This is a genomic window from Nostoc sp. DedQUE12b (genome assembly GCF_034530835.1).
In the GTDB taxonomy this organism is placed as follows: Bacteria; Cyanobacteriota; Cyanobacteriia; order Cyanobacteriales; family Nostocaceae; genus Nostoc.
In genome coordinates, this window is the sequence record NZ_JAVRCI010000009.1 from 36,966 (window position 1) to 63,091 (window position 26,126).

The 26,126-nt window shown below is 40.9% G+C and carries 18 protein-coding genes and 1 pseudogene; 7 read left to right on the forward strand and 12 right to left on the reverse strand.

Going from position 1 to position 26,126, the window contains the following annotated elements; all coding sequences use genetic code 11:
* Positions 1 to 206: 206 nt before the first annotated feature.
* Positions 207 to 338 (forward strand): annotated as a pseudogene (locus RMY16_RS06880) (ATP-binding protein); the annotation flags it as partial.
* 175 nt (positions 339 to 513) lie between these two features.
* The gene (locus tag RMY16_RS06885; RefSeq protein ID WP_322735753.1) at positions 514 to 1,692 is read left to right on the forward strand and encodes an ATP-binding protein; all 1,179 of its coding nucleotides are present in this window, start codon (positions 514 to 516) and stop codon (positions 1,690 to 1,692) included.
* A gap of 267 nt (positions 1,693 to 1,959) precedes the next feature.
* Here the strand turns inward: RMY16_RS06885 and RMY16_RS06890 are convergent, their stop codons facing one another.
* Complete coding sequence (locus tag RMY16_RS06890) at positions 1,960 to 3,579, reverse strand: glycosyltransferase family 39 protein (protein WP_322735754.1); 1,620 nt, start codon at positions 3,577 to 3,579, stop codon at positions 1,960 to 1,962.
* 408 nt (positions 3,580 to 3,987) lie between these two features.
* Complete coding sequence (locus RMY16_RS06895; protein ID WP_322735755.1) at positions 3,988 to 5,643, reverse strand: glycosyltransferase family 39 protein; 1,656 nt, start codon at positions 5,641 to 5,643, stop codon at positions 3,988 to 3,990.
* A gap of 609 nt (positions 5,644 to 6,252) precedes the next feature.
* Between RMY16_RS06895 and RMY16_RS06900 the strand changes: the two genes are divergently transcribed.
* A complete protein-coding gene (locus RMY16_RS06900; protein ID WP_322735756.1) occupies positions 6,253 to 8,871 on the forward strand; it encodes an EAL domain-containing protein in 2,619 nt (872 codons plus the stop codon).
* Here RMY16_RS06900 and RMY16_RS06905 read toward each other — a convergent pair.
* The gene (locus RMY16_RS06905) at positions 8,845 to 9,672 is read right to left on the reverse strand and encodes a GNAT family N-acetyltransferase (protein ID WP_322735757.1); all 828 of its coding nucleotides are present in this window, start codon (positions 9,670 to 9,672) and stop codon (positions 8,845 to 8,847) included. The genes RMY16_RS06900 and RMY16_RS06905 overlap by 27 nt on opposite strands.
* A gap of 798 nt (positions 9,673 to 10,470) precedes the next feature.
* Between RMY16_RS06905 and RMY16_RS06910 the strand changes: the two genes are divergently transcribed.
* The 3 genes from RMY16_RS06910 (at position 10,471) to RMY16_RS06920 (ending at position 14,839) form a co-directional block, all read left to right on the forward strand.
* A complete protein-coding gene (locus RMY16_RS06910) occupies positions 10,471 to 11,541 on the forward strand; it encodes an LOG family protein (protein WP_322667568.1) in 1,071 nt (356 codons plus the stop codon).
* Between the two features lie 495 nt (positions 11,542 to 12,036).
* Positions 12,037 to 13,359, forward strand: coding sequence for a D-alanyl-D-alanine carboxypeptidase (locus RMY16_RS06915; protein WP_322735758.1), 1,323 nt, complete (start codon positions 12,037 to 12,039; stop codon positions 13,357 to 13,359).
* Between the two features lie 268 nt (positions 13,360 to 13,627).
* Positions 13,628 to 14,839, forward strand: coding sequence for an HhoA/HhoB/HtrA family serine endopeptidase (locus RMY16_RS06920; RefSeq protein ID WP_322735759.1), 1,212 nt, complete (start codon positions 13,628 to 13,630; stop codon positions 14,837 to 14,839).
* 108 nt (positions 14,840 to 14,947) lie between these two features.
* Here RMY16_RS06920 and RMY16_RS06925 read toward each other — a convergent pair whose 3' ends face one another.
* The 8 genes from RMY16_RS06925 to RMY16_RS06960 all read right to left on the reverse strand — a co-directional run bounded on the left by RMY16_RS06925 (position 14,948) and on the right by RMY16_RS06960 (position 21,565).
* On the reverse strand, positions 14,948 to 15,232 hold the full coding sequence (locus RMY16_RS06925) for a type II toxin-antitoxin system YafQ family toxin (RefSeq protein WP_322735760.1): 285 nt from the start codon (positions 15,230 to 15,232) through the stop codon (positions 14,948 to 14,950).
* Entirely contained in the window at positions 15,229 to 15,456 is a 228-nt protein-coding gene (locus RMY16_RS06930; RefSeq protein WP_322735761.1) for a hypothetical protein, read from the reverse strand. Before RMY16_RS06930 ends, RMY16_RS06925 begins: the two co-directional genes overlap by 4 nt.
* A gap of 212 nt (positions 15,457 to 15,668) precedes the next feature.
* Entirely contained in the window at positions 15,669 to 16,571 is a 903-nt protein-coding gene (locus RMY16_RS06935) for an MBL fold metallo-hydrolase (RefSeq protein ID WP_322735762.1), read from the reverse strand.
* An 11-nt stretch (positions 16,572 to 16,582) separates the two neighbouring features.
* A complete protein-coding gene (panD, locus tag RMY16_RS06940; RefSeq protein WP_322667563.1) occupies positions 16,583 to 16,966 on the reverse strand; it encodes an aspartate 1-decarboxylase in 384 nt (127 codons plus the stop codon).
* A 99-nt stretch (positions 16,967 to 17,065) separates the two neighbouring features.
* Positions 17,066 to 17,578 carry an inorganic diphosphatase gene (locus RMY16_RS06945; protein ID WP_322735763.1) on the reverse strand — a complete coding sequence of 171 codons (513 nt, stop codon included), beginning with the start codon at positions 17,576 to 17,578 and terminating at the stop codon, positions 17,066 to 17,068.
* 598 nt (positions 17,579 to 18,176) lie between these two features.
* Complete coding sequence (locus RMY16_RS06950) at positions 18,177 to 18,362, reverse strand: hypothetical protein (protein ID WP_094349221.1); 186 nt, start codon at positions 18,360 to 18,362, stop codon at positions 18,177 to 18,179.
* Between the two features lie 1,078 nt (positions 18,363 to 19,440).
* Positions 19,441 to 20,412 carry a DUF362 domain-containing protein gene (locus RMY16_RS06955; RefSeq protein WP_322735764.1) on the reverse strand — a complete coding sequence of 324 codons (972 nt, stop codon included), beginning with the start codon at positions 20,410 to 20,412 and terminating at the stop codon, positions 19,441 to 19,443.
* Between the two features lie 73 nt (positions 20,413 to 20,485).
* Entirely contained in the window at positions 20,486 to 21,565 is a 1,080-nt protein-coding gene (locus RMY16_RS06960) for an ATP-binding protein (RefSeq protein WP_322735765.1), read from the reverse strand.
* Between the two features lie 177 nt (positions 21,566 to 21,742).
* Here RMY16_RS06960 and RMY16_RS06965 point away from each other — a divergent pair, with 177 nt between their 5' ends.
* On the forward strand, positions 21,743 to 24,490 hold the full coding sequence (locus RMY16_RS06965; RefSeq protein ID WP_322735766.1) for an HAD-IC family P-type ATPase: 2,748 nt from the start codon (positions 21,743 to 21,745) through the stop codon (positions 24,488 to 24,490).
* Between the two features lie 108 nt (positions 24,491 to 24,598).
* Here the strand turns inward: RMY16_RS06965 and RMY16_RS06970 are convergent, their stop codons facing one another.
* Entirely contained in the window at positions 24,599 to 26,035 is a 1,437-nt protein-coding gene (locus RMY16_RS06970) for an aspartate ammonia-lyase (RefSeq protein ID WP_322735767.1), read from the reverse strand.
* Between the last annotated feature and the right edge of the window lie 91 nt (positions 26,036 to 26,126).

Below are 26,126 nucleotides of genomic sequence, written 5' to 3' on the forward strand. Positions count from 1 at the left end.
AGATGTGGTGTTACACTACATCTCCACTTGCTTTTTGTGTCAAAATTTGCATTGTTTCTACGTTGGTGCGTTAGCGTAGCTTACCGCAGCTATGTTTATTCTCGTGTGGGTACTCGCGGTCAGGAATTTGTTCTCGTTGACTGTGATACTGCCCTCAGTCTAGCTCTTAGTAATTTACATATAGCGATCGCTCAGGATAATGGTCTCAATATCTTGAGCGAATTTTTGAGGTTTTCCGCCGTCTTCATACTCGTCGAGAATTTTCTGGTACAGGCATTGGTCTAGCTATCTACAAAAAGATCGTTGAGCGGTATGGTAGTCGCATCTGGGCTGAGTAGGAACCGGGCCGGGCGTAGGAACAGTATTTTATCTTACCGTCAACGCAAATTAAGGTATCTTTATATATGTATCTAATAACCGCTTACTAACCTTCTGTTAAGCGGATTCTTCCTATCCCTATCTAAAAAATAGGAAATCAGGTGATTATCTAACAAATTGATATAACCCTGTACTATGGAAAAGCTCACAATTCACATTCTATTAGTAGAAGATAGTGCAAGTGATGCTCATCTGCTACGCCGGATATTTTTAAATTCAGATCAAGAACAATGGCAGATGTTACATGTTGAACGGTTATCTGAGGCAATAGAAGCTAGCAGGGAAAATTCTACGTCTACCCTTGATAATTCTCAGATAGAGAGTCGAAAGCAACGCAGATTCGATCTAGTTTTGTTGGATCTCGGCCTTCCAGACTCTATTGGACTGGACACGTTGAAAAAATTTAGGGCAGCAATACCTGATATCCCAGTTGTGGTATTAACAGGTGTTGATGATGAACATTTAGCACTGCAAGCATTAGCAGAAGGAGCGCAAGACTATCTAGTTAAAGATAAAATTACTATACAACGGTTAGTACGTGCCATTCGCTATGCCATTGAAAGAAGCGAAATTCTCAACCAACTACGCGAGAGTGAAGAACGCACCCGTCAGGCGCTGGCAAAAGAACAGGAACTCAACGAGTTAAAGTCAAGCTTTGTAGCAATGGTTTCTCACGAGTTCCGCACCCCTATGACTACGATTCGGACGGCTGTAGATATCCTTGAATACAATAGCAATAAACTAACTGATGGCCGAAGAACTAAATATTTCGCTCGAATACAAAATGCTATCAACCAGATGCTTAATCTCTTAGATGAAATATTGTTCTTAAGTAAAACGGAAGCAGCTAAACTCGAATACAAACCTACACTTTTAAATTTAAAAGATTTCTGTAGCGAACTCACAGATATTCTTCAACTAAATGCAGGTAGTAAACACAGCATTATCTTTACTTTTGAAGGTGAATCGACCCAAGTCCAAATGGATGAAGACCTACTAAATTGTATTTTAACCAATTTGATATCCAATGCTATCAAATATTCCCCTGAGAATGACACTATTTGGTTTGATTTGATTTGCAAAGATCGCCTTGCAATTTTCCAGATCAGAGATCGGGGAATGGGCATTCCTCTAAAAGACCAAACTTATTTATTCCAAACCTTCTATCGCGCCAGCAATGTGGGTGTAATTCAAGGAACAGGACTGGGACTCACTATAGTTAAAAAATGTGTGGAGTTACATGGTGGTCATATTCAATTAGAAAGTGAGCAAGGTGTTGGTACAACTGTAATTGTCACTTTGCCACTACAATAGACCTCTTGCAAAAATATATTTTTGCACTCTTAGGGAAAAGGAAAAAGGTTAAAGGGAAAGGATTTTGAGTTTCTTTACCCTTTACCCCGACTTTTGCAAGAAGTCTAATATTTCCATACATCAAAAGATATATGGAAATATTTTTTAATATAAAATTACGCAAATAATAGTCGAAAAGAATCATTTCTAGGTAGGGGCAATAAAGTATCTTTTCTATAAAATGCAAATTCGCTTACATGAATTGTCCATACCTACAGCGAGTTTTGGCTAAGTTATAATTTTTTCAAAAAATACATTGCTACGTGGATTTTCTATTTTCCAGAGCAAGTAATTATTGTCACCATATACAACAAACGTTTTATAATTATAATTTGTTTCTATTTGCTTGCGCCAGCTATCTGAAGGATTTAGTAAAAAAATATCAGTGAACCCATTCGGAATATTGGGTATAGAACGGTCTTTTACTAATTGGAACTGCACTTTTGGCTCTAAAAGATAGCTGAGAGAAAAGACATTCCCGTAATTAATACCAGAATCATTACTAATCAAAAGTGGATGAGTAGCCTGATTAATAATTTTTGCAACTTGTGGATTACCAGAGCTAATAACCTTACTCCACCAAGTTTCAGCCTGAGAACTCACTCCATAAGAAACTAGCCCGCAAATAATCACTAGTCCCATAATTATTTGCCAGATTCTCCGGCGTACAAAACTCTTATTATGTAGCTGCGTAGCTAGTAAGTAAGTAACAGCTAGTTGAATTCCTAAATAAGAAATTAATAAATAACGTTCGGCAAGTGAGCGTATACCCCCAAAAAGTAAATCTGGTAGCATTAAAGGTAATGCAGGAATCATAATCAGCGTGACGATAAACAACCAGATTTTATAGTTACTTTTTCGACAAATAAAATAAATAGAATATCCAAAAAGAACTAAAAAAAATGGCGTAATTATATAGTTAAACGGATTTTCAAAGCCTGAATTTAAATCAAGAAAAATCCGATTTAACTGTAAAAGCCAAGATTTAATTAAAACATCTAAGGGTAAATGTCTTTTTGTCCAGGCTGTTGAACTTTTTAATTGCAACAAGTTAACTATTATAACTATTATCCAAGGTGTAAAAGCTAACAATCCTGCTAAAGATGCTAATAGATAAGCTTTTACTGTTCTCGTAAACTTAAATTTCGCAGTGGCAATTACATAAATACCATGAGCAATCATGACAAATCCACTGAACAAAAATGTATAGAGACTAAGCATTAAAGTGACTGCATACATTCCCCAATTTAATATGCGTAGTACTCGATCTTTTGATTCTAACCGTAATGCTCGTAGTAATGAAGCGCTGCATAGTAATACAGTCACTATCCAGAGAATATATTCTCGTGCTTCTTGGGCATATATTAAGTGAATAGGGGAGATTGCCATGAGTGCGATCGCAACCTCCGATACCCATGCCGATGCTTTAAATAATTCTCGACACAGCCAATAAATACTCGGAAAAATCAGCAAGCTGATGAAGGCAGATAAACTTCTAATTACCGTTACTGAATTGCCAAAGATTTCTACCCAAAACCGAGCAATTATATAATACAGTGGTGGATGCTGTGGATCCTCTACCTCCAAAGATCTAATTGTGTCACGTAAGCCTTTTTCCATATTGGGACTTTGGAATTTGGCAAAACTTTCCTTATTAATTATGCGACCATTAAATATTTGCTGCTTAACTTCATTTGCCGTATAACCAGAAATTCGCAATGATGTGAAAGTCTCATCGTGCCAGTAAACTTTACGGTCAAGGTTAAAAAAACGAAAAAATATACCCACCATTAACAAAACGACAATAAGAAACTGCAACCTATTTGGAGCAAGTTGGAGATGCCGCATAACTAAATTTCACAATAACTTGTACAACAATTATCTACTTTAATGAAACAACTTTATGAGTCTCAAAACTAGTTATTAAAAATGTCTAACCAAATAGACGCGGTATGGAGGCGATCGCTCAAAACAAATAAATCATCAGGGTGAAAGTTCTGCTGCGCCTGTACATTGTATTGTTGCGCGGTCAAATGTCCAATCTCTACCTATGCAGAAACTCAAAGTGGCGTAAATTCTGCACACAATCGGGGGTTTAAGTTCTTGCACGAGTCGTGGAAGATGATAGCTACGGTGTATACACAAGTCGAATTACCCCCCTTAGAAAGGGGGGAAACCAGAAAATCGAGTTCCCTCCCCAATCCATCGGGGAGGGTTAGGGTGGGGTGCTTATTTATGATTTATGGAAGAATACGCTCACAAGTTTGCAGATAATTTATTATTAGGTGAGGTATTACGTTGGCGCAAATTACGAGTTTTAGCCAATTTCCAGATTGAATAATAGTTATCACTATAAACAATATCTGTCTTGAATTTATACTTTTTTTCTATAGTTTTGCCCCAAGCCTCTGAAGGATTAAGTAAAAACACATCAGTAAACCCATCAGGAATTTTAGGAATTTTTTGATTGTTCACCAATAGAAATCGCACTTTCGGTTCCAAAAGATAGCTTAAAGAAAAGACATGACCATAATTATTACCCAAAGCATCACTAATCAAAAGTGGACGATTACTCTGATTAATGATTTGGGCTACTTGGGGATTGCCATAATTCATACCCTTATTCCACCAAGTTTCTGCCTGAGAACTCACCCTAGAAGAAATCAAACCACAAATAACCACTAATGCCATGATTATGTGCCAAATTCTGCGACGTGACACACTCGCATTATATAGTTGCGTAGCTAGTAAATAAGCAACAGCTAATTGGATTCCTAAATAAGATGGGATTAAATATGCTTCGGCAGACGATCGTATACTCCCAGATTTAATTGCTGGGAGTATTAGGGGTAATGCTGGCACTACAATTAATATAATGATAAAAGACCAGACTTTATAGTTAGTTGATCGAAAAATAAAATAAATTGAATATCCTACTAAAGTTAAAAAAACTAGTGCAATTAAATAGCCTAGAGAATTTTCTGCTTTAAGACCTATATCAAAAAAAATTCGGCTTAACTGCATTAATAAAAATGGGAATAAAGGTATTAAATCTGACTGTATTGTTGTTTTAGCTGCTGAAATTAAAAATTGAAAATAGTCAGCAATTACAACTGTTATCCAAGGCATGAAAGCTAAAAAACTCACTAGTGATGCTAGCAGATAAGTTCTCACAGTTTCAGTAAACTTAAATTTGGCAGTTATCATCACATAAACTCCATGAGCAACTGCTACAAATGCACTCCAAAGAAATGTATAAAGACTAATGGCTAAAGTGACTGCATAAAGGCTCCAGATAGCGAATAAATCTGGTTTTTGGCGTTCTTTTCCTAGCTCATATTCTAACCGTATAGCTCGCAGCAGAGACGCACTGGATAGTAAAATTGTGACTAACCAAAGAATATATTCTTGTGCTTCTTGGGCGTATACTAAGTGAATTGGAGAGATAGCCATGAGTGCGATCGCAACACCAGGAACCGATAATGGCACATTAAATAATTCTCGGCATAGCCAATAAACACAAGGAAACGCCAGCAAACTGATACAGGCTGATAAACTTCTAATCGCCGTCACCGAATTACCAAAGATTTCCATCCAAAATCTGGCTATTATGTAATACAACGGTGGATGCTGAGAATCTTGTTTTGCCAAAGACATGATTGTGTCATTTAAGCTTTTTTCTGGATTTGCACCTTGAAATTGAGCAAAACTTTCTTTGCCAATCAGACGATTTTTAAAAAGTTGCTGTTTAGCTTCATTAATTGTGTAACCAGAAATTCGCAATGAGGCATAAGTTTCATCGTGCCAGAAAACTTTACCATCAAGATTAGAAAAGCGAAATAATATACCCATCGTCAATAAGAAGATAGTTAAAAATCGCAACCAACTCGGAACAAATTTGAGATGGCGCATAACTGGGTTTCCTAAAAAGTTTTCTCAAATCATCTAATTAAGTGGGCTGGATGAGGTGCCGCAGCCGCGCCCGTCGTAGACATCGCCAAGACTTCAAGCAAAGCCTACTTGTTAAACATCGCCAAGCGGACTTTAATTTGATTGGAAGATTGGCAATCAACACCTCTCCTTTATTAACTACAAAAACAAATGGGCAAGGTTGTATCAAATCCTGCAAAACTGGATTTGGTTTTGAAACCGAGATATCAATGGAGTGTAAAATACACTAGATGTAACCGCATCTGTGGTCAGGCGACTCCATAGCTACCGTGCGTTGAGCGATCGCTTTGCGGGTTATAGTTCTCAATTCTCGTAACGGCCAATAAAGGATTGTTTTTTGCCTCCAGCACAAGACAGGGTCTAGAACGAGCGATGCCTACGGTGGGCTACGCCACTTGGTATTGTTAACCGATCAGAATTCGAGGTAGCAGTTTAAAGTAGCTGTATCAGCAGATTGATAATACTCCTTGGCCAAAAAGATAAAGTCTTGCTTTTAAGCTATCGGAGGCTAAGATCGCGCAGATGCCACAGCAGAATTTCTTGCGTTCGATTCCAAAAGGGTTATTGAGGGTGCCACTCCGTGTAGCTTTTGTAGTACCTTTCATCCTGCAAATCTCTGTTGCTGTAGGCTTAACAGCGTTCTTATCTTTAAAAAATGGTCAGAAAGCTGTTAATGAGGTTGCTACTCAGCTACGGAATGAAGTTACAACTCGGATTCATCAACATGTGACCGATTACATAAAAATCCCCCAACTCGTCACTCAGATTAACGCCAATTCTGTCCATGTTGGTGAGCTAAGTTTAAAAGATGCAAAAAGTTTAGAACGCCATTTATGGCATCAAATGCAGTTATTCAAGCCCTTAAACCCGATCGCTTTTGCAAGTACACAAGGAGAAATTCATTCGGTCGACCGCCTTAAGGATGGTTCACTAGTCATCCGAAAAAGAGATCGATCAACTGGTTACAATTACTATACTTACACTAGTGACAATCAAGGTAATCTTGTCAAGTTAATTAAAGTTAACAAAACCTTTGATCCTCGCACTCGCCCCTGGTATACAAATGCTGTGAAAGCAGGTAAAACTACTTGCACAGAAATTTATTCATATTTCTCTTCATCAGGGCTAGCGTTCAGTGCAACCCAACCTCTTTATAACCAGACAGGTACTTTGCTTGGAGTGACGAATGCAACGTTATCTCTTTCACAGTTGAGTGAGTTCTTGCACGGTTTAAAGATTGGTCGCTCAGGAAAAACATTTATTGTTGAGCATTCTGGAGAGTTGGTAGCAACCTCAACCGCGGAGCAACCTTTTATCCTGAGTTATGAGGGAGGAAAAAAGACATCCAAACGGCTCAGAGCGATCGCTAGTAGCGATCGGATCACTCATCTGACAATACAGTATTTGCAGTCCCAATTTGGTAATTTTAGAAACATTTCTTATAGTCAACAGCTAGAATTTGAAATTGATGGCAAGCGGCAATTCGTACAGTTAATGCCCTTTACAGCCGACTGTGGGCTAAATTGGGTAATTATCGTGGTGGTTCCAGAAGCCGACTTTATGGAGCATATCGAAGCTAACACCCGAACCACTATTTTGCTGTGTTTAGGAGCCTTGATCTTGGCTACAGGCATAGGAGTGATTACTTCTCATTGGATTACTCAACCAATTCTCTGTTTGAGCTTTGCCTCAAAGGAAATCGCTAATGGGAAGTTAGACCAAACCGTTAAAGTAGAAGGTATCAACGAACTAAGAGTTCTTGCTCAGGCTCATAATCAAATGGCTGCTCAATTACAAGATTCATTTGCTGGACTCTTAGAGGCTAACAGGCAATTAGAAGCTGAAATTAACGAGCGTAAGCAGGTAGAAGAACAGTTACGACATAATGCATTTCACGATGCACTGACAGGTTTACCAAACCGAGCTTTCTTTATGGAGAGCTTAAAACACACACTCCAGCGAGCCAAGCGACAGAAGAATTATTTATTTGCTGTACTATTTCTCGACTTGGATCGGTTTAAGGTGATCAATGACAGTCTCGGACACTTAAAAGGAGACCAATTTCTAATTGCTATTGCAAATAGATTAGAAGTATGCATACGCTCTACGGATATAGCTGCACGGCTTGGGGGAGACGAATTTACAATACTGCTTGACGAAATCCAGAATGTGTCAGAAGCCATTAAAGTAGCTGAACGAATTCAACAAGAACTGACATTACCCCTTGAGCTTGACGGGCAAGAAGTATTTACAACGGCAAGTATTGGCATCGCTCTGAGTTCAACAGTAGACTATGACCAACCAGAAAACTTGCTAAGGGACGCTGATACAGCTATGTACCGAGCCAAGGCGCTGGGCAAAGCTCGTTATGAATTATTTAACCAAGAGATGTATACTAAGGCTCTGGTCAGATTGCAGTTAGAGAACGATCTACGCCGAGCGATCGAACGCCACGAGTTTCAGCTTTATTACCAACCGATTGTTTCCCTCGCTAATGGGAGACTTATAGGCTTTGAGGCTCTGCTGCGCTGGCAGCATCCAGAGCGTGGTTTGATTTCTCCCACAGATTTTATCCCCCTAGTAGAAGAAACCGGAATGATTGTCGACGTTGGTTACTGGACACTACATGAGGCGTGCCGCCAGATGCAAAGCTGGCAGGTGAGCCATCCAACAAACTCATTAGAGAAAATCAGCGTTAATCTCTCAGTCAAGCAATTTTCTCAACGGGATTTAATTGAACAGATTGGGGAAATTTTGCACTCGACTGGTCTTGATGCTAGCAGTCTCATGTTAGAAATTACTGAAAGTGCAATTATGGAAAATGGCGATGAGGCAAATGTTGCACTCTCAGAACTTCGGAAGATGGGCATTAAGTTATCAATTGATGATTTCGGTACAGGCTACTCTTCATTAAGCCGTCTCCATAGCTTTCCGATTAGTGTGTTGAAAATTGACCGTTCTTTTGTCAGCCCGATAGATGCTAATGGCAAGAATTTAGAAATTATTGAGATAATTATCACACTGGCACACAAATTAGGTATGGATGTTACTGCCGAAGGAGTGGAGACAAAAGAGCAGCTAGCATTTTTAAGGAAGTTGAACTGTGAATATGGACAAGGATATTTTTTCTCGCGTCCGTTGGAGAAGGCAGCAGCAGTGGCATTAATCGTGAAAAATTCTCAGTGGTAAGGGTTTCTTGAGAGGATTTGGATAACGCCATCTGGCAAAGTCTGCAATATTAGATATAGTTAAAAAATCAATAGTTTTAAACTGCCGATCAATAGCAGGAAGGCTGCATATTTTAGCTCCAATATTCAAGTATGCCTGTAAAATTTTAGGAATCTCAACATTAGATGAATCTGAAGAATTTTGAGTCAGTTCTAGACAAAATTGTGAATTTGGGTAAACCAAAATACTTGGATGCATCAAGTTATTCTGCCGAAAATAATCATAAGCACAAGTAGCTTGCCCAGGACATTGTGTGAGTAATGATGCACAGCCAAAGAAATATTGGTTTTTACTCCAGATGAGATAATTTGCCAGCCCTTCCCAGAGTAGTAAAAGTGCCTGACTATTGCGATATTCTTTAGCTATACATGCACGCCCAACTTCCACTGATGCCTGAAGCACAGAATTAGGAATTCCATTAAGATTAAATATATCGGTAGCATCAAAGCCTAGTCTTTGAGAAGCCATTATATAGGTCTGCATCCGATAAGTTCCAATCGTTTTACCCGTATGTTTGGAGATTAGGATTAAATGATGGCAAACCGCATCAAACTTATCTATATCCATCTGGGTAAAGTTAGAAGCAGAAAATCCCAAGCCTAGTTCAAGATTAAAAACTTCAAAGCGCAACCGAAAAATTGATTCTAGTTCTTCTTCAGTTGAAGCCAGCCGTAAAATATATTTTTCAGTTTGAAGGACGGGAAAATCTTTAAGAGGGGGAGAAGGATTCAGTGGGTAATTGATGCGTCCAGAAACTTCCATCTATCTTCCTACTTAGATTTGCGAAAATATTCTACTAGGATTTAGGCACTATACAAATAGCTCACATTATGCGTTAATGTATCGAAGTGTAATTGGGACAGTTTTCGAGCAAAGATCCTTTAGAGCAATACGCTTGAGTTAAGGATTTTTGGTACTGATTTTTGACCTGTAAAGACGCGTTAGCGCAGCAGTAAGTTAGCATAGCGTCTTGTAGAGAAGCCTAGTCCAATTTCGTGTCTCTACCAAGGATTTTAGGTTGAACTGAACGCTATTGTGGTCTAGAGAGCTTTTTTACTTTCTTAGATTAGGGTTAGAGTGCTTTTATTATGGGCATTAATTCCCAAAAAATCTGGCAATAAGATACAAAATTTTCTTTTGATATACGCTATAGATGTAAGTCATAGCATTTTACACAAACCCTGATCTACAGCAGAATTCAGAATGCAGAATGGGCTGCGCCCCGCTGCGCTAACAGAATTCAGGAGTAAAACACGCTTTATATTTGGGCAACAGACTTAGCTTGTGTAACTCACCAACTTGAAATCTGCTGTATATTGTGACGACCATTAGCCTCAGTGAAGGAGTTATGTCAATTGGTCGACCGAGAGAACTTGCTATACTTTTCAAAAGTTGAAGTATCACAACAAGCCTTATCAAAAAAATTTTAGAATTTTCAGCTTCAAAACCAGTTCTGCCAGTTCTGAATTAATTTGCTAACTGCACATCAAAGGGCTATTTCCGCTTGCTAGAGTGTGAGTAGTTCACGTAAAATATAATGCCATTGTTGCAGCAGTTCTCATGACCTCATCTGCGTCGTTTGACACATTAGAGTCTTTACAGGCGAATATCGCTGAATTGATCGTTCGTTTACCGACATTAAAAAACCGGCAATTTATTCAGCAAGCACTTACTACTATTGTTCGTCTAGCTGATAATGAAATTGAGCGTCTCGATTGGAAAATATTATCCGCTGCATTAGCAGATATGGAGCGCGGTTTCCAGCTTTTTTATGATTACCGACACGTTCGCAAAATCACCATCTTCGGTTCTGCTCGTCTAGCGCCAGATAGACCAGAATATCAAATGGCCCTTGAGTTTGCTCGCATTGTTTCTCAATTAGGATTTATGGTGATGACCGGTGGTGGCGGTGGCATCATGCAAGCGGGTCATGAAGGTGCAGGGCGAGAAAATTCCTTTGGATTAAACATTCAATTACCCTTTGAACAGCAAGCAAACCCTTTTATAGAGGGCGATCCCAAGCTAATTAACTTCAAATATTTCTTCACCCGTAAGCTGTTTCTCCTCAAAGAAAGTGATGCTGTAGCCTTGTTTCCGGGAGGCTTTGGTACTCAAGATGAAGCTTTTGAATGTATGACATTAAGCCAAACTGGTAAATTTGGGCCAGTACCTTTAGTTTTAATTGATCGCCCTGGTGGTGATTACTGGCGCTCTTGGAGCGAATATATTGATAAGCAATTAGTGCAAAATGGTCTTGTCAATCCTGAAGACCCCAGTCTTTACACGGTGACAGATAACCTGGATGTGGCTTGTGATGCTATCACCGGTTTTTACCAGGTTTATCATTCCAGCCGCTATGTAGGTGAGAAGTTAGTCATCCGCCTGAAGACAGATATATCAGACGCTCTGTTAGAACAACTAAATGCTGATTTTAGCGACATTATTATTCAAGGAAGAATTGAAAAAAGTCAGGCATTACCTCAAGAAGCACAAGATGAAACTGTTGGACTACCTCGCCTCATTTTATATTTCAATCAACGCGATTTAGGGCGCTTGTATCAGATGATTGCCACAATTAACCGGATGGGTACTCCTTCGCCAGAGGATGCAGCGCATCCAGAAAGGAAGTAGGCATTAAAAAAGACAAAGGGAGAATTTTGAATCACTTTCCCTTTCTTGGCTTCAAGGTCATAGAACAATACGGTTCGGTTAAAGGGGAAAGGGAAAGGGGGAAAAAACTTTTAACCCTTAATCTTTAACCTTTCCCCCAAAGGTAATTCTGAGTTCAAAATGCTGATCCGAACCGTATTGGGTCATAGAAGTACGTCAATGAATAGCCAGTAGTAGACATCGCCAGTTCTTGAATCAGGCCAACGGCTAATATCTCCACATATCTGCAAGTCTGCTGTTTGATATAAGTATTTTTATCACAAATCTCATGTGGCTATCTATCTTCATGAGCAATGGGCATTTTGGCATTGTTAAATAAGCCAGGAAAACAATATGATTCACCCTACTTACAGATGAGAAAAACACTAGTTATTATGACTCAATACTGATTTTTGTAAAAAAGCTTGTATATTAGCACAGTAAACAACGCTTGAGATCCTAACAGAGGAATAAAAAATGCTGGAATTATTGGGTTCAGGTTTGGTGTCGCTTTGGCTGGAAATGGCTGGGGTACAAATCAAGCCTTTAGATGCCTTAGATGCTTTGACTTGGCAAAGTAGTCCTGGCTTAGTTCTTGCCCCCGATCCAAATCCAGCTGGGGCGACTACGGTGCAGGAATATCTGAAAAAGCTCATAACATCAAAAGTAGTGGCGCAAAATCTGGCTGAGAATCAGGGGATTTGGATGCAGTCGGGGCCAATGCTGATGGCCAATCATCAAGGTACGACACCTCTACCGGCTGCTTCTTTAACCAAAATTGCCACTTCACTAGTTGCTTTGAAAACTTGGGGGCCAGATTATCAATTTGATACTTTGGTGAGTGTCACTGGCTCAGTGGTAAATGGAGTTGTGCAGGGCGATTTGGTGGTTACAGGCCGTGGCGATCCTTTGTTTGTTTGGGAAGAAGCGATCGCTCTTGGTAATACTCTCAATAAAATGGGCATCAAGCAAGTAAAGGGGAATTTGATTATTACTGGCAGTTTTGCCATGAATTTTCAACGTCAGCCAATGCTAGCCGGTCTGATGCTCAAGCAAACGCTAAATCGTGCAACTTGGGGACGCCCTGCGATTTATACACACTCAATTATGCCCAAGGGAACACCCAAGCCTCAAGTTCTGATTGCAGGCGGGGTGAAAGTTGAAGCCCAACCAAACCCTCAACAAACTTTGTTACTGCGTCATCGCTCATTGCCCTTGAAGCAACTAATCAAGGAGATGAACGTTTACAGTAACAACGATATGGCAGAGATGCTGGCAGATTCAGTAGGGGGAGCAACTGTAGTCCAATCAACTGCTGCTAACCTGGCGAGGGTGCCACAAGTGGAAATTCAGTTAATCAATGGTTCTGGACTGGGCCCCGAAAATCGCATTTCCCCTAGAGCGGCTTGTGCCATGTTGATGGCTATTCAAGCTGAGGCATCTGCCCATCAACTGAATCTAGCTGACTTGTTCCCCATGTCTGGATTCGATCATCGGGGGACACTGCACGCCAGACATATTCCCCTGGCGACTGTGATCAAAACTGGTACTCTCCGAGATGTAAGCGCTTTAGCGGGAGTGATGCCCACACGCGATCGCGGTTTGGTTTGGTTTGCTATTATCAACCGTGGGACAAATGTCTGGGGTTTGCGGACTGAACAAGACCAACTTTTGCAAAGTGTTGTCAAACAATTACAACTACCTCCAACCGTTCCTGTTAACCTTACTCCCCACTCAGCCATCAACTCTTTACCCCAGCTAGGTGCAACTAATCGGAATGAAATTTTATACAAAAGTTAGGGACTTCCATAGTCTACAGTTAGAACAGAGAGCGGACTAGTCTTGTTAGCAATCCAAAAGTTTTATTGATGGGTAAAAACCGAACTTGTAAAGGGTAAATGTCCATAATAGCTTTTGGGTTAAATTTTCCATTAAGTTGATTACAGGTAGTTCGCAAAATGCCCTAACCCCAGTAGGGGAAAGAGCAGGCGAAACCAAAAGTAAAAATAACTGTAAATAGATTTGTCACGACTAAGCAACAATTAAGCTTATAAATTAGGTTGTGATTATGCGATTTCCCAAAATATCTCGGTCTTTACGGCAACTCACTACTCATGTTTTAGCGATCGCGCTAGGAGTTGTGCTAGCGGTTAGTACATTGCAAGTGTTACCCTCCCAAGCCGAACCAGCACCCACAATAACTGTTGATACTTCAAATTTAATTGCTCAACGGCAATCACCAGCTAGTGCTGCGATCGGTAGCACCAGCTTTGTCACAGCAGCAGTGAATCGTGTAGGTACAGCAGTTGTCAGGATTGATACTGAGCGGACAATTACTCGTCGCGTCGATCCATTTATGGAAGACCCCTTTTTCCGTCGGTTTTTTGGTGACGGTTTCTCCCAACAGATTCCTTCTGAGCAGTTACGCGGTTTAGGCTCAGGTTTCATTATTGACAAGAGCGGGTTAGTTATGACTAATGCTCATGTGGTCGATAAGGCTGATAAAGTAACAGTTCGACTCAAAGATGGCCGCACCTTTGAAGGGAAAGTTCAAGGTATTGATGAAGTCACAGATTTGGCAGTAGTCAAGATTAACGCTGGTAACGATTTACCAGTCGCGCCCTTGGGTTCTTCCACTAATGTCCAAGTAGGAGACTGGGCGATCGCAGTTGGTAATCCTTTGGGATTCGATAATACTGTTACCTTGGGAATTGTCAGTACTCTCAAACGTTCCAGCGCCCAAGTCGGTATTAGTGACAAACGTTTGGATTTTATTCAAACAGACGCTGCTATTAATCCTGGTAACTCTGGCGGACCACTATTAAATGGTCAAGGGGAAGTAATTGGTATCAACACAGCCATTCGCCCTGATGCGATGGGTATTGGATTTGCAATTCCTATTGATAAAGCTAAAGCGATCGCAACGCAACTGCAACGCGATGGCAAAGTTGCTCACCCCTATTTAGGTGTGCAAATGCTAACTTTGACACCCGATCTCGCCAAGCAAAATAACACCGATCCCAACTCTCCGATTCAGATACCAGAAATTAATGGGGTTTTTGTCATGCGAGTTGTCCCCAATTCTCCAGCGGCATCTGCGGGTATCCGGCGCGGGGATGTAATTTTGCAAGTTGATGGTAAAGCAATTACCAGTGCTGAACAATTACAGAATGTTGTGGAAGACAGTCGCCTTGGTCAAGTATTACAAGTGAAAGTGCAACGAGGTAATAAGACAGAGCAGCTTTCAGTACGCACAGCCGAGTTGCAAAATGCTTCTTAGAGGCAATGTAGCTGATTTAAATTGTGTGGAATAGTAAGGGCACAGTATTGCTGTGCCCCAAGCGTATATGTCTCAAAATGAGATTCACTTAGTGATATCACTACACAGTTAATAAACTTCATCATGCGTCCCGATATCGAGCAGAACAATAGCTTCACTATTTGTTTCTGCATCCAGTTCAATAGAGAAGACAACACGACAATCATAGCCGCAAGAGCAGGACTGAAGACCTTCGAGCTTGCCACTTAGTTTGTGCGTGCCTAAGGCTGGGGCAAATACGTCTGCTTCCATTTGTTGAAGAGTGTCTTCAATGCGTTGCTGGAGTTCAGCATTTCGCTTCACAAACCTACGAAATGCTCGTTTGAATTTTGGGGTCAAAACCAGCAGTCTCATTCCTCTAGTTCGTTTAAAGACTGGCGTAATGCAGCAATAACATCTTGGGCTGACTGATGCCGAAATTTACCTGTATGGAAATCAGCTAGGGTTTGTTGGGCATCTGTAGCTATTTCTGCACGACGATTTTCATAGTAGCGGTTTTGTAGAATCTTGATCAGCATTTCTTGCTGCTCGGAGGAAAGTTGCAAAGCGTCTTCCAGCACTTGATTGAGAGTACTCATGATCGAATTAGACTATCAACTCTCAGGTTGAAATAGATTACGAAGTTGAGTGAATTATAGCGTTCTACCTCACAATCTAGGAGACAATCCGCCTTTAAACACCAGATCGCGCCATCTCGACAGAAAAGCAAATTGACAAGTCAGTGCTTGTGGGTAGCTTGCCGTCGTCAGCATCGTTCTACCACTGATTAAAAACTGCCAATAGAGTCAAATCACTTACCAACAGTTAATACTAGACCTTCATGGGCTAGTATGGCTTGAGGAAAAGCAGATTTAATATCGACTTGCACCCGATCGAGAAAATCATCATGGTCATCTGGGTGATGATGAGAAATGGCTAGCCGTTTGACGCCAGAATTTAGAGCTGCATTCACCGCAGCTTGCCAGAGTAAATCAGCAGCATCATGGTTGTGAGATGTCGGCGGAGTGTAAGTGGCATTGGCAATCAGCAAGTCAACGCCTTGAATAAACTCTAAAATCCGCTCTCGCTCCACTTGATCGGCATTTTGGTGCAAATCCGTGATGTAGGCAATACTATACTCTTGCCAAGTAACTCGGTAGCCAACTGACCGCTGAGTTTGATTAATTAATGCAGTTGTAATGGTGACATCATCTAACTTCACGTCACTTTCTGGGGTCAGATTGTAAAATTGCAATTCTGACTGCATTACCTGTAAAGGGTAAGGAAAATGCGGCTGGAGCATCTGATCGTACAGACATTGTTTGATTGAGGCTCCATTTGAGGCAGCTGTGCCGTAAATATGGAAGCAATTTTCCCCAATAAATGCGGGAGCAAAAAAGGGAAACCCTTGAATTCGGTTTGATTGGCAGTTGGTAAAAAATAAATGGGCTTGTATTGGCTGTTGCAGTTCTTGCCAAGTTTTACCCAGGATGCGTAAGCCTGTACCGCCATCAAAAATCAAGCGTTTCCCAGCTACATGTATTTCTACACAAGCGGTATTACCACCATAACGACTGGTATTGCTAGTGGGAGTGGGAATTAAACCTCTTACACCCCAGAATTGCACGATAAACTCACCTGCTGGGCTACTTGGCAGGGTAGATGACTTTTCTCTTATGTAGCTTTGGGAATCCGACAACTCAAAATTTGACATTTTCCTTGAAATTAGACCTTAGCGAGCAGGTCATCGTAGCGCCGCACTTCCAACAGCCTGTTTTTTTCGTCCACAATGACTACCGTAGGAGAGTAACTTTTTAACTCTTCTGGAGTGAACTGCCCGTAAGTCATTATAATCAAGCGATCGCCAATAATGCCTAGACGTGCCGCACCTCCATTTAGCTCAATTACTCCTGAATGGGCTGGAGCGGGGATCGCATAGGTAATAAAGCGCTGACCGTTGGCACTATTAACTACTTGCACCTGCTCATAGGGTAAGATACCAGCTTTTTCCAAAAGGATTTCATCAATGCTGATACTACCTACGTAGTTGATATTCGCCCCCGTAAGGGTGCAGTTATGAATTTTTGCCAAAAGGAGAGTACGCTGCATTCTGGTTTGGGGTTGGTGGCAGGTTTTGCGATCCGTAACAAGCAAAAGTAATTAAAGTGAGGAGTTAGGAATAAAAATTCATAACTCCTAACTCCTCTATTATCCTCTATAAGCTTTGACGGATTTTTCAACTATTGCTGCAACCTTGTCCACATCTTGCCAACCGAGAATTTCAGTCACCTTTTTTTCCAAATTTTTATAACTACGGAAAAATTCGGCAATTTCATCTAAGCGGTGTGGTGCTATGTCTTTCAGGGATTTTACTTGAGTGTAGCGCGGATCTTTGTCAGGAACACAAAGGATTTTTTCATCGCGATCGCCACCGTCAATCATCTCCAAAAAGCCAATTGGTCGCGCAGCAATAATGCAGCCGGGAAAGGTCGGTTCGTCAATTATGACCATACCATCTAGGGGATCGCCATCATCAGCCAAAGTATTGGGTACAAAGCCGTAGTCGTATGGATATTGCACCGAGGAATAAAGTACTCGGTCTAGAGCAAAAGCTTCTAGTTCCTTATCGTATTCGTATTTATTTTTACTTTTGCCAGTAATTTCAATCAGAACGTTGATTAGACCCGGTTTCGGTTGGGCAGGAATGCGAGATAAGTCCACAAAAAACTCCTCTGATAACAGTGAATCACGGGGGCACTCAGTCAGCTTCGCTCCCCGTGTAGAATTTTAGGGCAATATGGATCTCTTCCCAAGGTATTTGTTCTATAGCATAGGGAAGAGGGCAAGGAGAATTGGGGACAAGGGGAAAGACTAGCTAAGTAGTTGGCACAATTAAACCGAACTATACAAAGTTTTGTATGGGTAAAGGGAAAAGGTTAAAGGGTAAAGGTTTTTCCCTTTTACCCTTAACCTTTTCCCTTCTTAATTTAGTTGTGTTTTTTAGCACCTACTTAACTTTTGTCACCTTGCCCCCTTGTCTTTCCTGCTCCCTTGAATTACCCAAAAAATAGAAAAAGCGTTACGAGCAAACTTCGCAACGCTTTTTCCAAGAGGGTATTATGGATATCCTCCGCCCTTAATTGTTGTTAGAGAGATTTCTGTCCTAACTTTGGTTGAGACAATTCAAATCTGGAGTCACACAATCCAGATTTAGCTTACTCTTGACCAACTACATCCACATCTACAGAGATTGTCTACAAAATCAGTGTTCTGCTTTTTTGTAGGTCTCCTCATGAGGAGATGCGGCTGGGAAGCTCGATCAATCTTGATTTCCTTGTATGTTTTGGATCAGAGGTTGCTGGTTATTTTGAACATTAGTTGAAGAATAGTGGGCGATGACAAATACGGGTAGGGTAAGAGTCAGCAGAGCGATCGCAGTTCCCACAATGTCTGCCAAACGTTGGGAATATGTATCGGCATTGGCAGACTGGCTATTTGAATTCATACAAAATTGAAGTTCTTCGTAACACTGTGTAGATTTACTCTCTGAGTGAGAGTATTAATGCTATTTTAGCTATTTTTAAATTGTAAAATGTGTAGCATTCTACAATTTAAACCAGTTATACAACTGTCATAGTAGCCTTTTTATACATGGAATTCTTAATAGAAAGTTACAAGTAAACAAATTATGTTTTATTTTGTAATTAATATTTTCAGGTGTTTCCCTGTATGGTGTAACGGCTTGCATACGCAAAGCAAACTTTGACAGCATCATAAGTTACATTTTTTCGCTGATTAAAGATTATTAGCAAAACATATTTATCCGATACTTCATGATTATAACATCCTATAAAGCCTTTGATAAGGTCGTTTTCCTGTAATTGCTAATTTGTGATACAGGACACAAAACCGCAATTGCACTGAATATTTCTCAGTGCTTTTGATTGTTATATGGTAGTTATACCCAAAAATATTTGACACCAGAGAAGAAATAGGTAGGAATGATTTTTGTAACCAATGATAACTATCGAATAAATACAGATACATCAACTGTATGAGGCAGAATGGATTCAGTAATATCACTAAATAAATATTTAATAATTTAAATTTCGCAACCTGTGTAATATCACAGCAATTTTGTCAATCTATATAAAGGTAGAGGAAAAAGTTTTAGAAGGTGGCATAGACGTGTAGTAGATTATTACTAAACTTTCCTTCCTTATATCTAGAACAAAATACCCAATCCCAATTTCCAGCTCCTAAATCCGTATAACTTTTTGGATAAATCAAAATCTCAGACGAAAAATTGTATAACAAATTAATCAGCTAAAAAAACCGCCACTAGATATAATAGGGCGGTCTGGTTAAGCAATCGGAGGGTAATTACAGATTACTCTGCTAATAAATGAAATTGCTGTAACGATGTTTGCATTAAATTGGGCAGAGAGGCAGAGGGGCGGAGGGAAAAGACTTACTGCAACTTTTTCTCGGTAACTGAGCGTAGCCGTTAGCGTTCGCATTAGCGTCTCTGAAAGAGAAGCCTCTTGTAGAGAAGTCCTGCTCCCCTGCTTCTTCCTCACTCCCTACTCCCTTCCATAAACACTGATTGGTTCCTTGATAAATCGCGTGTAAAGATGCTTAAACGTAGACTTAATGACGCGGGGCATACCAAAATCGATGGGCATCAACTTGTCTGGTAGCCGCCAATCTTGTATTTTTAATAAGTCAGGATTTAAATGCGGAAACTCTATAGCAATTAGTTCTGGACAAACCCCTAACCTTTGCGAAGCTGCAACTGTGGGCACTTGTTCAGGAGGAACATTGAGGATTTCTACCATCGCTCGATCTAAAGCAAATATATCTGATGCTGCTGCTAAAATGCCCAACTGGCGAGGTTCCCCGTTGCTGGGGCCATTACCTTCATGACCGATGATGCCATCTAATATGGTTAAGTCAGGGTTAATCGCTCTGGCAGTTTCTACTAACATTTCGCCAAATCTATTCGCGTCTTTTCCCGCTTCCATGTGCCACCAAGCTTTCATTTTGCCGGGAACACAACCAAACAGGTTTTTTACCCCCAGTGTTAATGTCAACTGGGCATGTGATTTCACTTTCGGTAGGTTAATCACTACGTCTGCTTCCATTGCTTCTTTAGATAGCCGCAGATGGTTAAAATTGTCACTGACGGTTTGGTAACGCTGACCGTGAAAATCAATGATGGGAAGATTGAGTTCTTCTAAAATCGGCAGATAGCCATTTGCTATTGCTACGCCCTTGGCACTACCAAAAGCAGGACTATCGCCTAAAAATGGCTTACCGCCAACCTCAATTACCATCTGGGCAACTTCGTAAACTAGTTCGGCACGGGTGATACACTCTTTACCAGGACGCGATCCTGTAAGTAGATTTGGTTTTAGTAAAACGCGATCGCCTTTTTTTACAAACGCTGCCATTCCTCCAAAAGGTTCCAGCAGTGTTACTAAAGATTCTCGTAAAGCCTCTCGTTCATAAGATGTAGCGCGGATGAGACTGACAGATGATTTTTGAGTCTGCATGGATAATAAATTACCAGTAATGAAGATATTCTTCTATCTTCCTATTTATACCAATTATCTAAAATCTCGCGTACTAGCTTAACCTCTGCCGTAACCACAAAGCCAATAAAGGTAACGCTAGTTGATAACCCTGTTCAGCACTATAAATTAAACCTTTGTTCTGTAATCCAGCCAGCGATCCCTGAAGGCTACCACCTCTTGAAAGACCGTGCTTTTGAATATATTCTTTACTTTGTGGTTTATCTGTAGGATCTAAAGCCAAAGATTCTAAAAGATGCACCTGATTGGCTGGCAATAACATGAGTAAAGATTCAAAAACTAAAGACAAGTCTTTGAGTAATCCTTCTATTGCCTGGTGCACTGCTGCTTCACCAATTAACCCATCAGGAAAAGAAAAAGTTTGCAGGCGGCGAATTATTGCCATTGCGTCGCCAATGTGTCCTTGTACAGCATCTAAAAATAATTGTAGTGCTTGGGAGCGAGAATCAAATTTCATTCCTTGTATATGCAATATCTCCCTAGCCCACAATGCTAAAACGTCATTAGCTAAGGGGGCTAACTGTATAGTTTCTAGGGGATATGTCTCATCTGGATGATGGCTGATCTCAGCGATCGTTGCTACTAAGACGTAGCTGACATGAGTTTGTACATTGATTTCTCGTCTGAATGTGGCTTCCCACAAACCATTACGATCCCAAGAGCGAATGTGCGGAAAACTCTGCAAAATCAGCACTACCCGCTTATTTAGACCAATAGCCATAATTTGGAGCAAATTGAGCAAAATTTCAAATGCTTGCCATAACTGCTTTTGGTTCAGGGAACGCAATGACTTAAGTTTGCCTTCTGGATGAAAGACAAAAAACTCATTGCCAAAGTTGCTCACCCAGTCTTGAATTTGTGCTGCTTCCCAGTTTTGGCTAATTGTCTCTGTTAGCAGTAGGATAAATCGCTCTCCATCTGTAGCGCGGATGCAGTCTATTTCCAAGACGATCGCACCAACTTCTTGAGCAGCCCCTCGCACTAAAGTTCGTCGCCCACTACCAGGTACGCCAGTAATCAGCAAGTCTCCATCTTGGGCTAGTACTTCGACAATCCGCTGAAATTCTAGCGATCGCCCAACCAATTGTAAAGGAATAGACAAATCCAAATTCACCTAGTTTTTGTCCTTGGTTTTAATCCTCACTTAACCGCAAGCATACTCACTTGCGTGACTACTGAGCAAGCATTGAAAGTAATTATGATTATAATCAATTTTTATTAGTGCTTTTTATTTTTTAGCACTTATTTTTAGTGTTAAAACTTATTTAACACTAATTTAAAAGAGGAAAGTATGGTACAGGCAGCATCTCCCATTGCATCCCAAGAAAAGCAATCCACCGTTTGGCATACTTTGGAAATTTCGGAAACGATCGCTCGCTTGCATAGTGATGCTGAGAATGGTTTGAGTAGTGTAGTAGCCAAACACTTATTGTCTGAAGTGGGAGCAAATGAACTCACAGGCAAGAAAAGCAAACCTTGGTGGTTAAAATTTTTACTGCAATTTAACCAACCACTGCTGATTATTTTGTTGTGTGCGGGTTTAGTAAAAGCGCTAACTGGTAGCTTGGTGAATGCTGGTGTTATTTGGGGAGTGACTACCACCAACGCCATCATTGGATTTATTCAAGAATCGAAAGCCGAAAGTGCGATCGCTGCTCTCGCCAAAGCAATTACCACAGAAGCAACCGTCATCCGTGATGGTCAAAAATTACGCATTGCTTCTGGTGAGTTAGTGCCTGGAGATATTGTTCTGCTAACTTCTGGTGATAAAGTCCCGGCAGATTTACGGTTAATTAAAGTTAAAAATTTACAAATAGATGAATCTGCCCTGACTGGTGAATCTCTAGCGATAGAAAAGAAGACTCAAATTTTAAAGCCAGATATTGCTCTAGCCGAGCGCAAAAATATGGCTTATGCGGGTGGCTTCGTTACCTTTGGGCAAGGTACTGGTGTTGTAGTTGCCACAGGGAACAGCACAGAAACAGGGCGAATTTCTCAGTTAATGGAGCAGCATACAGATATTTCTACTCCCTTAACTAGAAAATTCAATAAATTCAGCCAGAATTGGCTGTATATGGTGTTAGGATTAGCAGCCCTCTGCTTTGTGGTGGGATTAAGCTTTCGAGGTTTTGAAGAAGCTTTAGAAGCAGCAGTCACTTTAACAGTCAGTGCGATTCCTGAAGGATTACCAGCAGTAGTGACAGTCACCCTAGCCATAGGCGTTTCCCGGATGGCGCGACGCAACGCTATTATCCGCAAATTACCAGCCGTAGAAACCTTGGGAAGTGCAACTGTTGTTTGCTCTGATAAAACTGGGACTTTGACAGAAAACCAGATGACAGTACAGGCAATTTATGCCGGGGGATATCAATATACTCTCACTGGTATCGGTTACACACCGGAAGGCGAAATCCTGATAGATGACAAACCCGTGAACCTGAACAGCCATAAAGGTTTACAAGAATGTTTAATCGCAGGTTTATTGTGTAACGATTCCCATTTAGAAAAGAAGAATGGCAGGTGGGTAGTAATGGGAGATCCTACAGAAGGGGCATTAATTACATCCGCAAACAAAGCAGGTTTTAGTCAAGCAACCTTAGCCAAACAAATGCTGAGGTTAGATGGAATTCCCTTTGAATCAGACTTTCAATACATGGCGACTTTGCACGCCACACCCCAAGGTAAGACTATTTATGTCAAGGGTTCAGTCGAGGCAATTCTCCAGCGCTGCACCCTGATGTTGAACACTGATGGACAACCCCGCCCATTGGATTGTGTAGAAACATTACGGCAAAGCAGCGTCGAGCGGGAAGTCAATATTATGGCACGGCAAGGCTTGCGGGTATTAGCTTTAGCGAAGAAAGTAGTACCCGATAGGCAAAATACACTAGATCATTCAGATATTGATACTGGGTTAATTTTCATCGGCTTGCAGGGAATGATCGATCCGCCGCGTGAGAGTGCTATTAAGGCAGTACAAGCCTGTCAGGAAGCGGGAATTGAAGTCAAAATGATCACTGGCGATCATGCTATCACAGCGCAGGCGATCGCTTATCGTATGGGCATCAACAAAAATGGTTCAGTTCTGGCTTTCACAGGTGCAGAACTAGCAAAAATGGATAAAGCAGAACTTGCCGAAGTTGCCGAAGAAGGTGTAGTCTTTGCCCGTGTCGCCCCAGAACAAAAGCTACGTTTAGTCGAAGCTTTGCAATCAAAAGGTGAAATCGTTGCTATGACAGGAGATGGTGTCAACGATGCACCAGCCTTAAAACAAGCAGATATTGGGATTGCGATGGGTGGTGCTGGTACAGAAGTTGCCAAAGAAGCCGCAGATATGCTGCTTACCGATGATAATTTTGCCTCCATTGAAGCTGCTATAGAAGAAGGACGAGCAGTTTATAAAAATCTGCTCAAGGCAATTTGCTTTATTTTGCCTGTCAACGGTGGTGAATCAATGACAATTTTAATTAGCACATTGTTAGCCAGGGATTTGCCAATTTTATCTTTACAAGTTCTGTGGCTCAATATGCTCAATTCCATTACTATGACAGTGCCTTTAGCCTTTGAGCCAAAGGCGCAAAACGTCATGCAACAAGCGCCCCGTCATCCTAATGAACCATTAATTTCAGGGAGTCGGTTACAACGAATCTTAGCAATTTCTCTATTTAATTGGATTGTCATATTTGGAGTATTTGAATATATCCGCCAAACTACAGGTAATATTGATTTAGCCAGAACAATGGCGATTAACTCTCTCATTGCTGGACGGATATTCTATTTATTGAGTATTAGTCAATTAATTCCGAATTTGATTGCTAAGATGGATGGCACAATTAAAGAGAACGTTGATATTCCTGCTATTGGTTTTGGAATTTTAGGGGCAATTATTTTGCAAATTATTTTTGCTCATGTGCCATTAATTAATGAAGTTTTTGAAACAGCACCATTAAATTTGCAGCAGTGGTTATTTTGTTTAGCAGTTGGTTCACCAATGATTTTGTGGGCTACAGTAGTAAATCGTTTTGATCCACCGAATTAAATACAGCCAAAAACGAACCGCAGAGAACGCAGAGTCATGAGAGGTTTTTTGCTTAGTTTTTTCTCTGTGTGTACTCTGCGTCTCTGTGGTTCGTTAAAAAAATTGACACTAATCGATCTGCTTTGATTCTCGACTCAAAGGTAAAATATCACTCATCTGTTCTAGATTTAGCACTGTGGCTAATTCTGCCTCATTCATCAATCCGCGTTCTAAGACAATCTGCCGTAAAGATTTACCAGTTTCTAAAGATTCTTTGGCGACAGCTGCGGCGTTTAAATAACCGATGTGGGTATTCAATGCGGTTACTAAAGCTAAACTACCTTCGGCATAAGCTAAACAACGTTCCTGGTTTGCTGTGATTCCCTCAATGCAGCGTTCGGTGAGTGCAGCGATGGTATTGCCGAGAATTTCGATGCTGTGAATTAGGTTATAAGCAATCAGTGGCATCATCACATTTAATTCTAATTGTCCCGCTTGTGCGGCTAATGCGATCGCACTGTCGTAACCCATAACCTGAAAACACACCATTGATGTCATCTCTGCCATGACTGGGTTATATTTCCCTGGCATAATCGAGGAACCGGGTTGCACTGGCGGGAGTTGAATTTCTTTCAAACCAGTTTTTGGCCCCGAATCCATCAGCCGCAAATCATGAGAGATTTTGGCTAAATCCTGCGCTAAGTTGCGTAAAGCACCGGAAACATTTACAAATGGGGCCATACTTTGCATAGCTGCCATGAGATGGGGCGCAGGTTCTAGGGGAGTATCAATCAATTCTGAAAGAACTTCTACCACACGGGCGCGATACAAAGGATGAGTATTTAACCCCGTTCCGGCTGCACTACCTCCCAAACCCAGCACCATCAAGTCACCAGAAGCGGTGTAAATCCGGTTTTGATGTTCTGTGAGGATTTGTGCCCAAGCCCGAAAATTCTCACCCAAACGCACAGGTACTGCGTCTTGTAAATGGGTTCTGCCAGATTTGACGATATCTTTAAATTCTACAGCTTTGTTTTCTAAGGCTGCGATCGCACCATCTATTGCTGGGTGTAATGTCTTGGATAATGCCAATAATCCACCAATCCGAATTGCGGTAGGAATCACATCATTGGTAGACTGCCCATAATTAACGTGATCATTGGGACTAACACGTTTATAATTGCCCTTTTCTTCACCCAGAATTTCTAAGGCGCGATTTGCGAGAACTTCGTTGATATTCATGTGGTGGGATGTTCCAGCACCCGCCTGATAAACATCGACAACAAATTGATCTCGGAACTTCCCAGCCAGGATTTCATCAGTTGCTTGGACAATCGCCTGACTAATATCTTGGGGAATACAATTTAGTTCTCCATTGACAATTGCTGTAGCTTTTTTAATTATTAATCCAGCATCTACGTAAGTAGCTAAAGGCTTGATGCCGCTAATAGGAAAGTTTTCAATCGCCCGTAGTGTTTGAATGCCGTAATAAACGCTACTAGCAATTTGGCGATCGCCCATCGAATCGCGTTCGATGCGGAATTGAGAGTTTGTGTGTTCAGTCATAGTATTGTTTTAAGAGAGCTTCAGAAAACAGATTTTCCCACGCAGGCACACTCAGATACACTAATCTGCATATATTTTGCATATTTGCTTG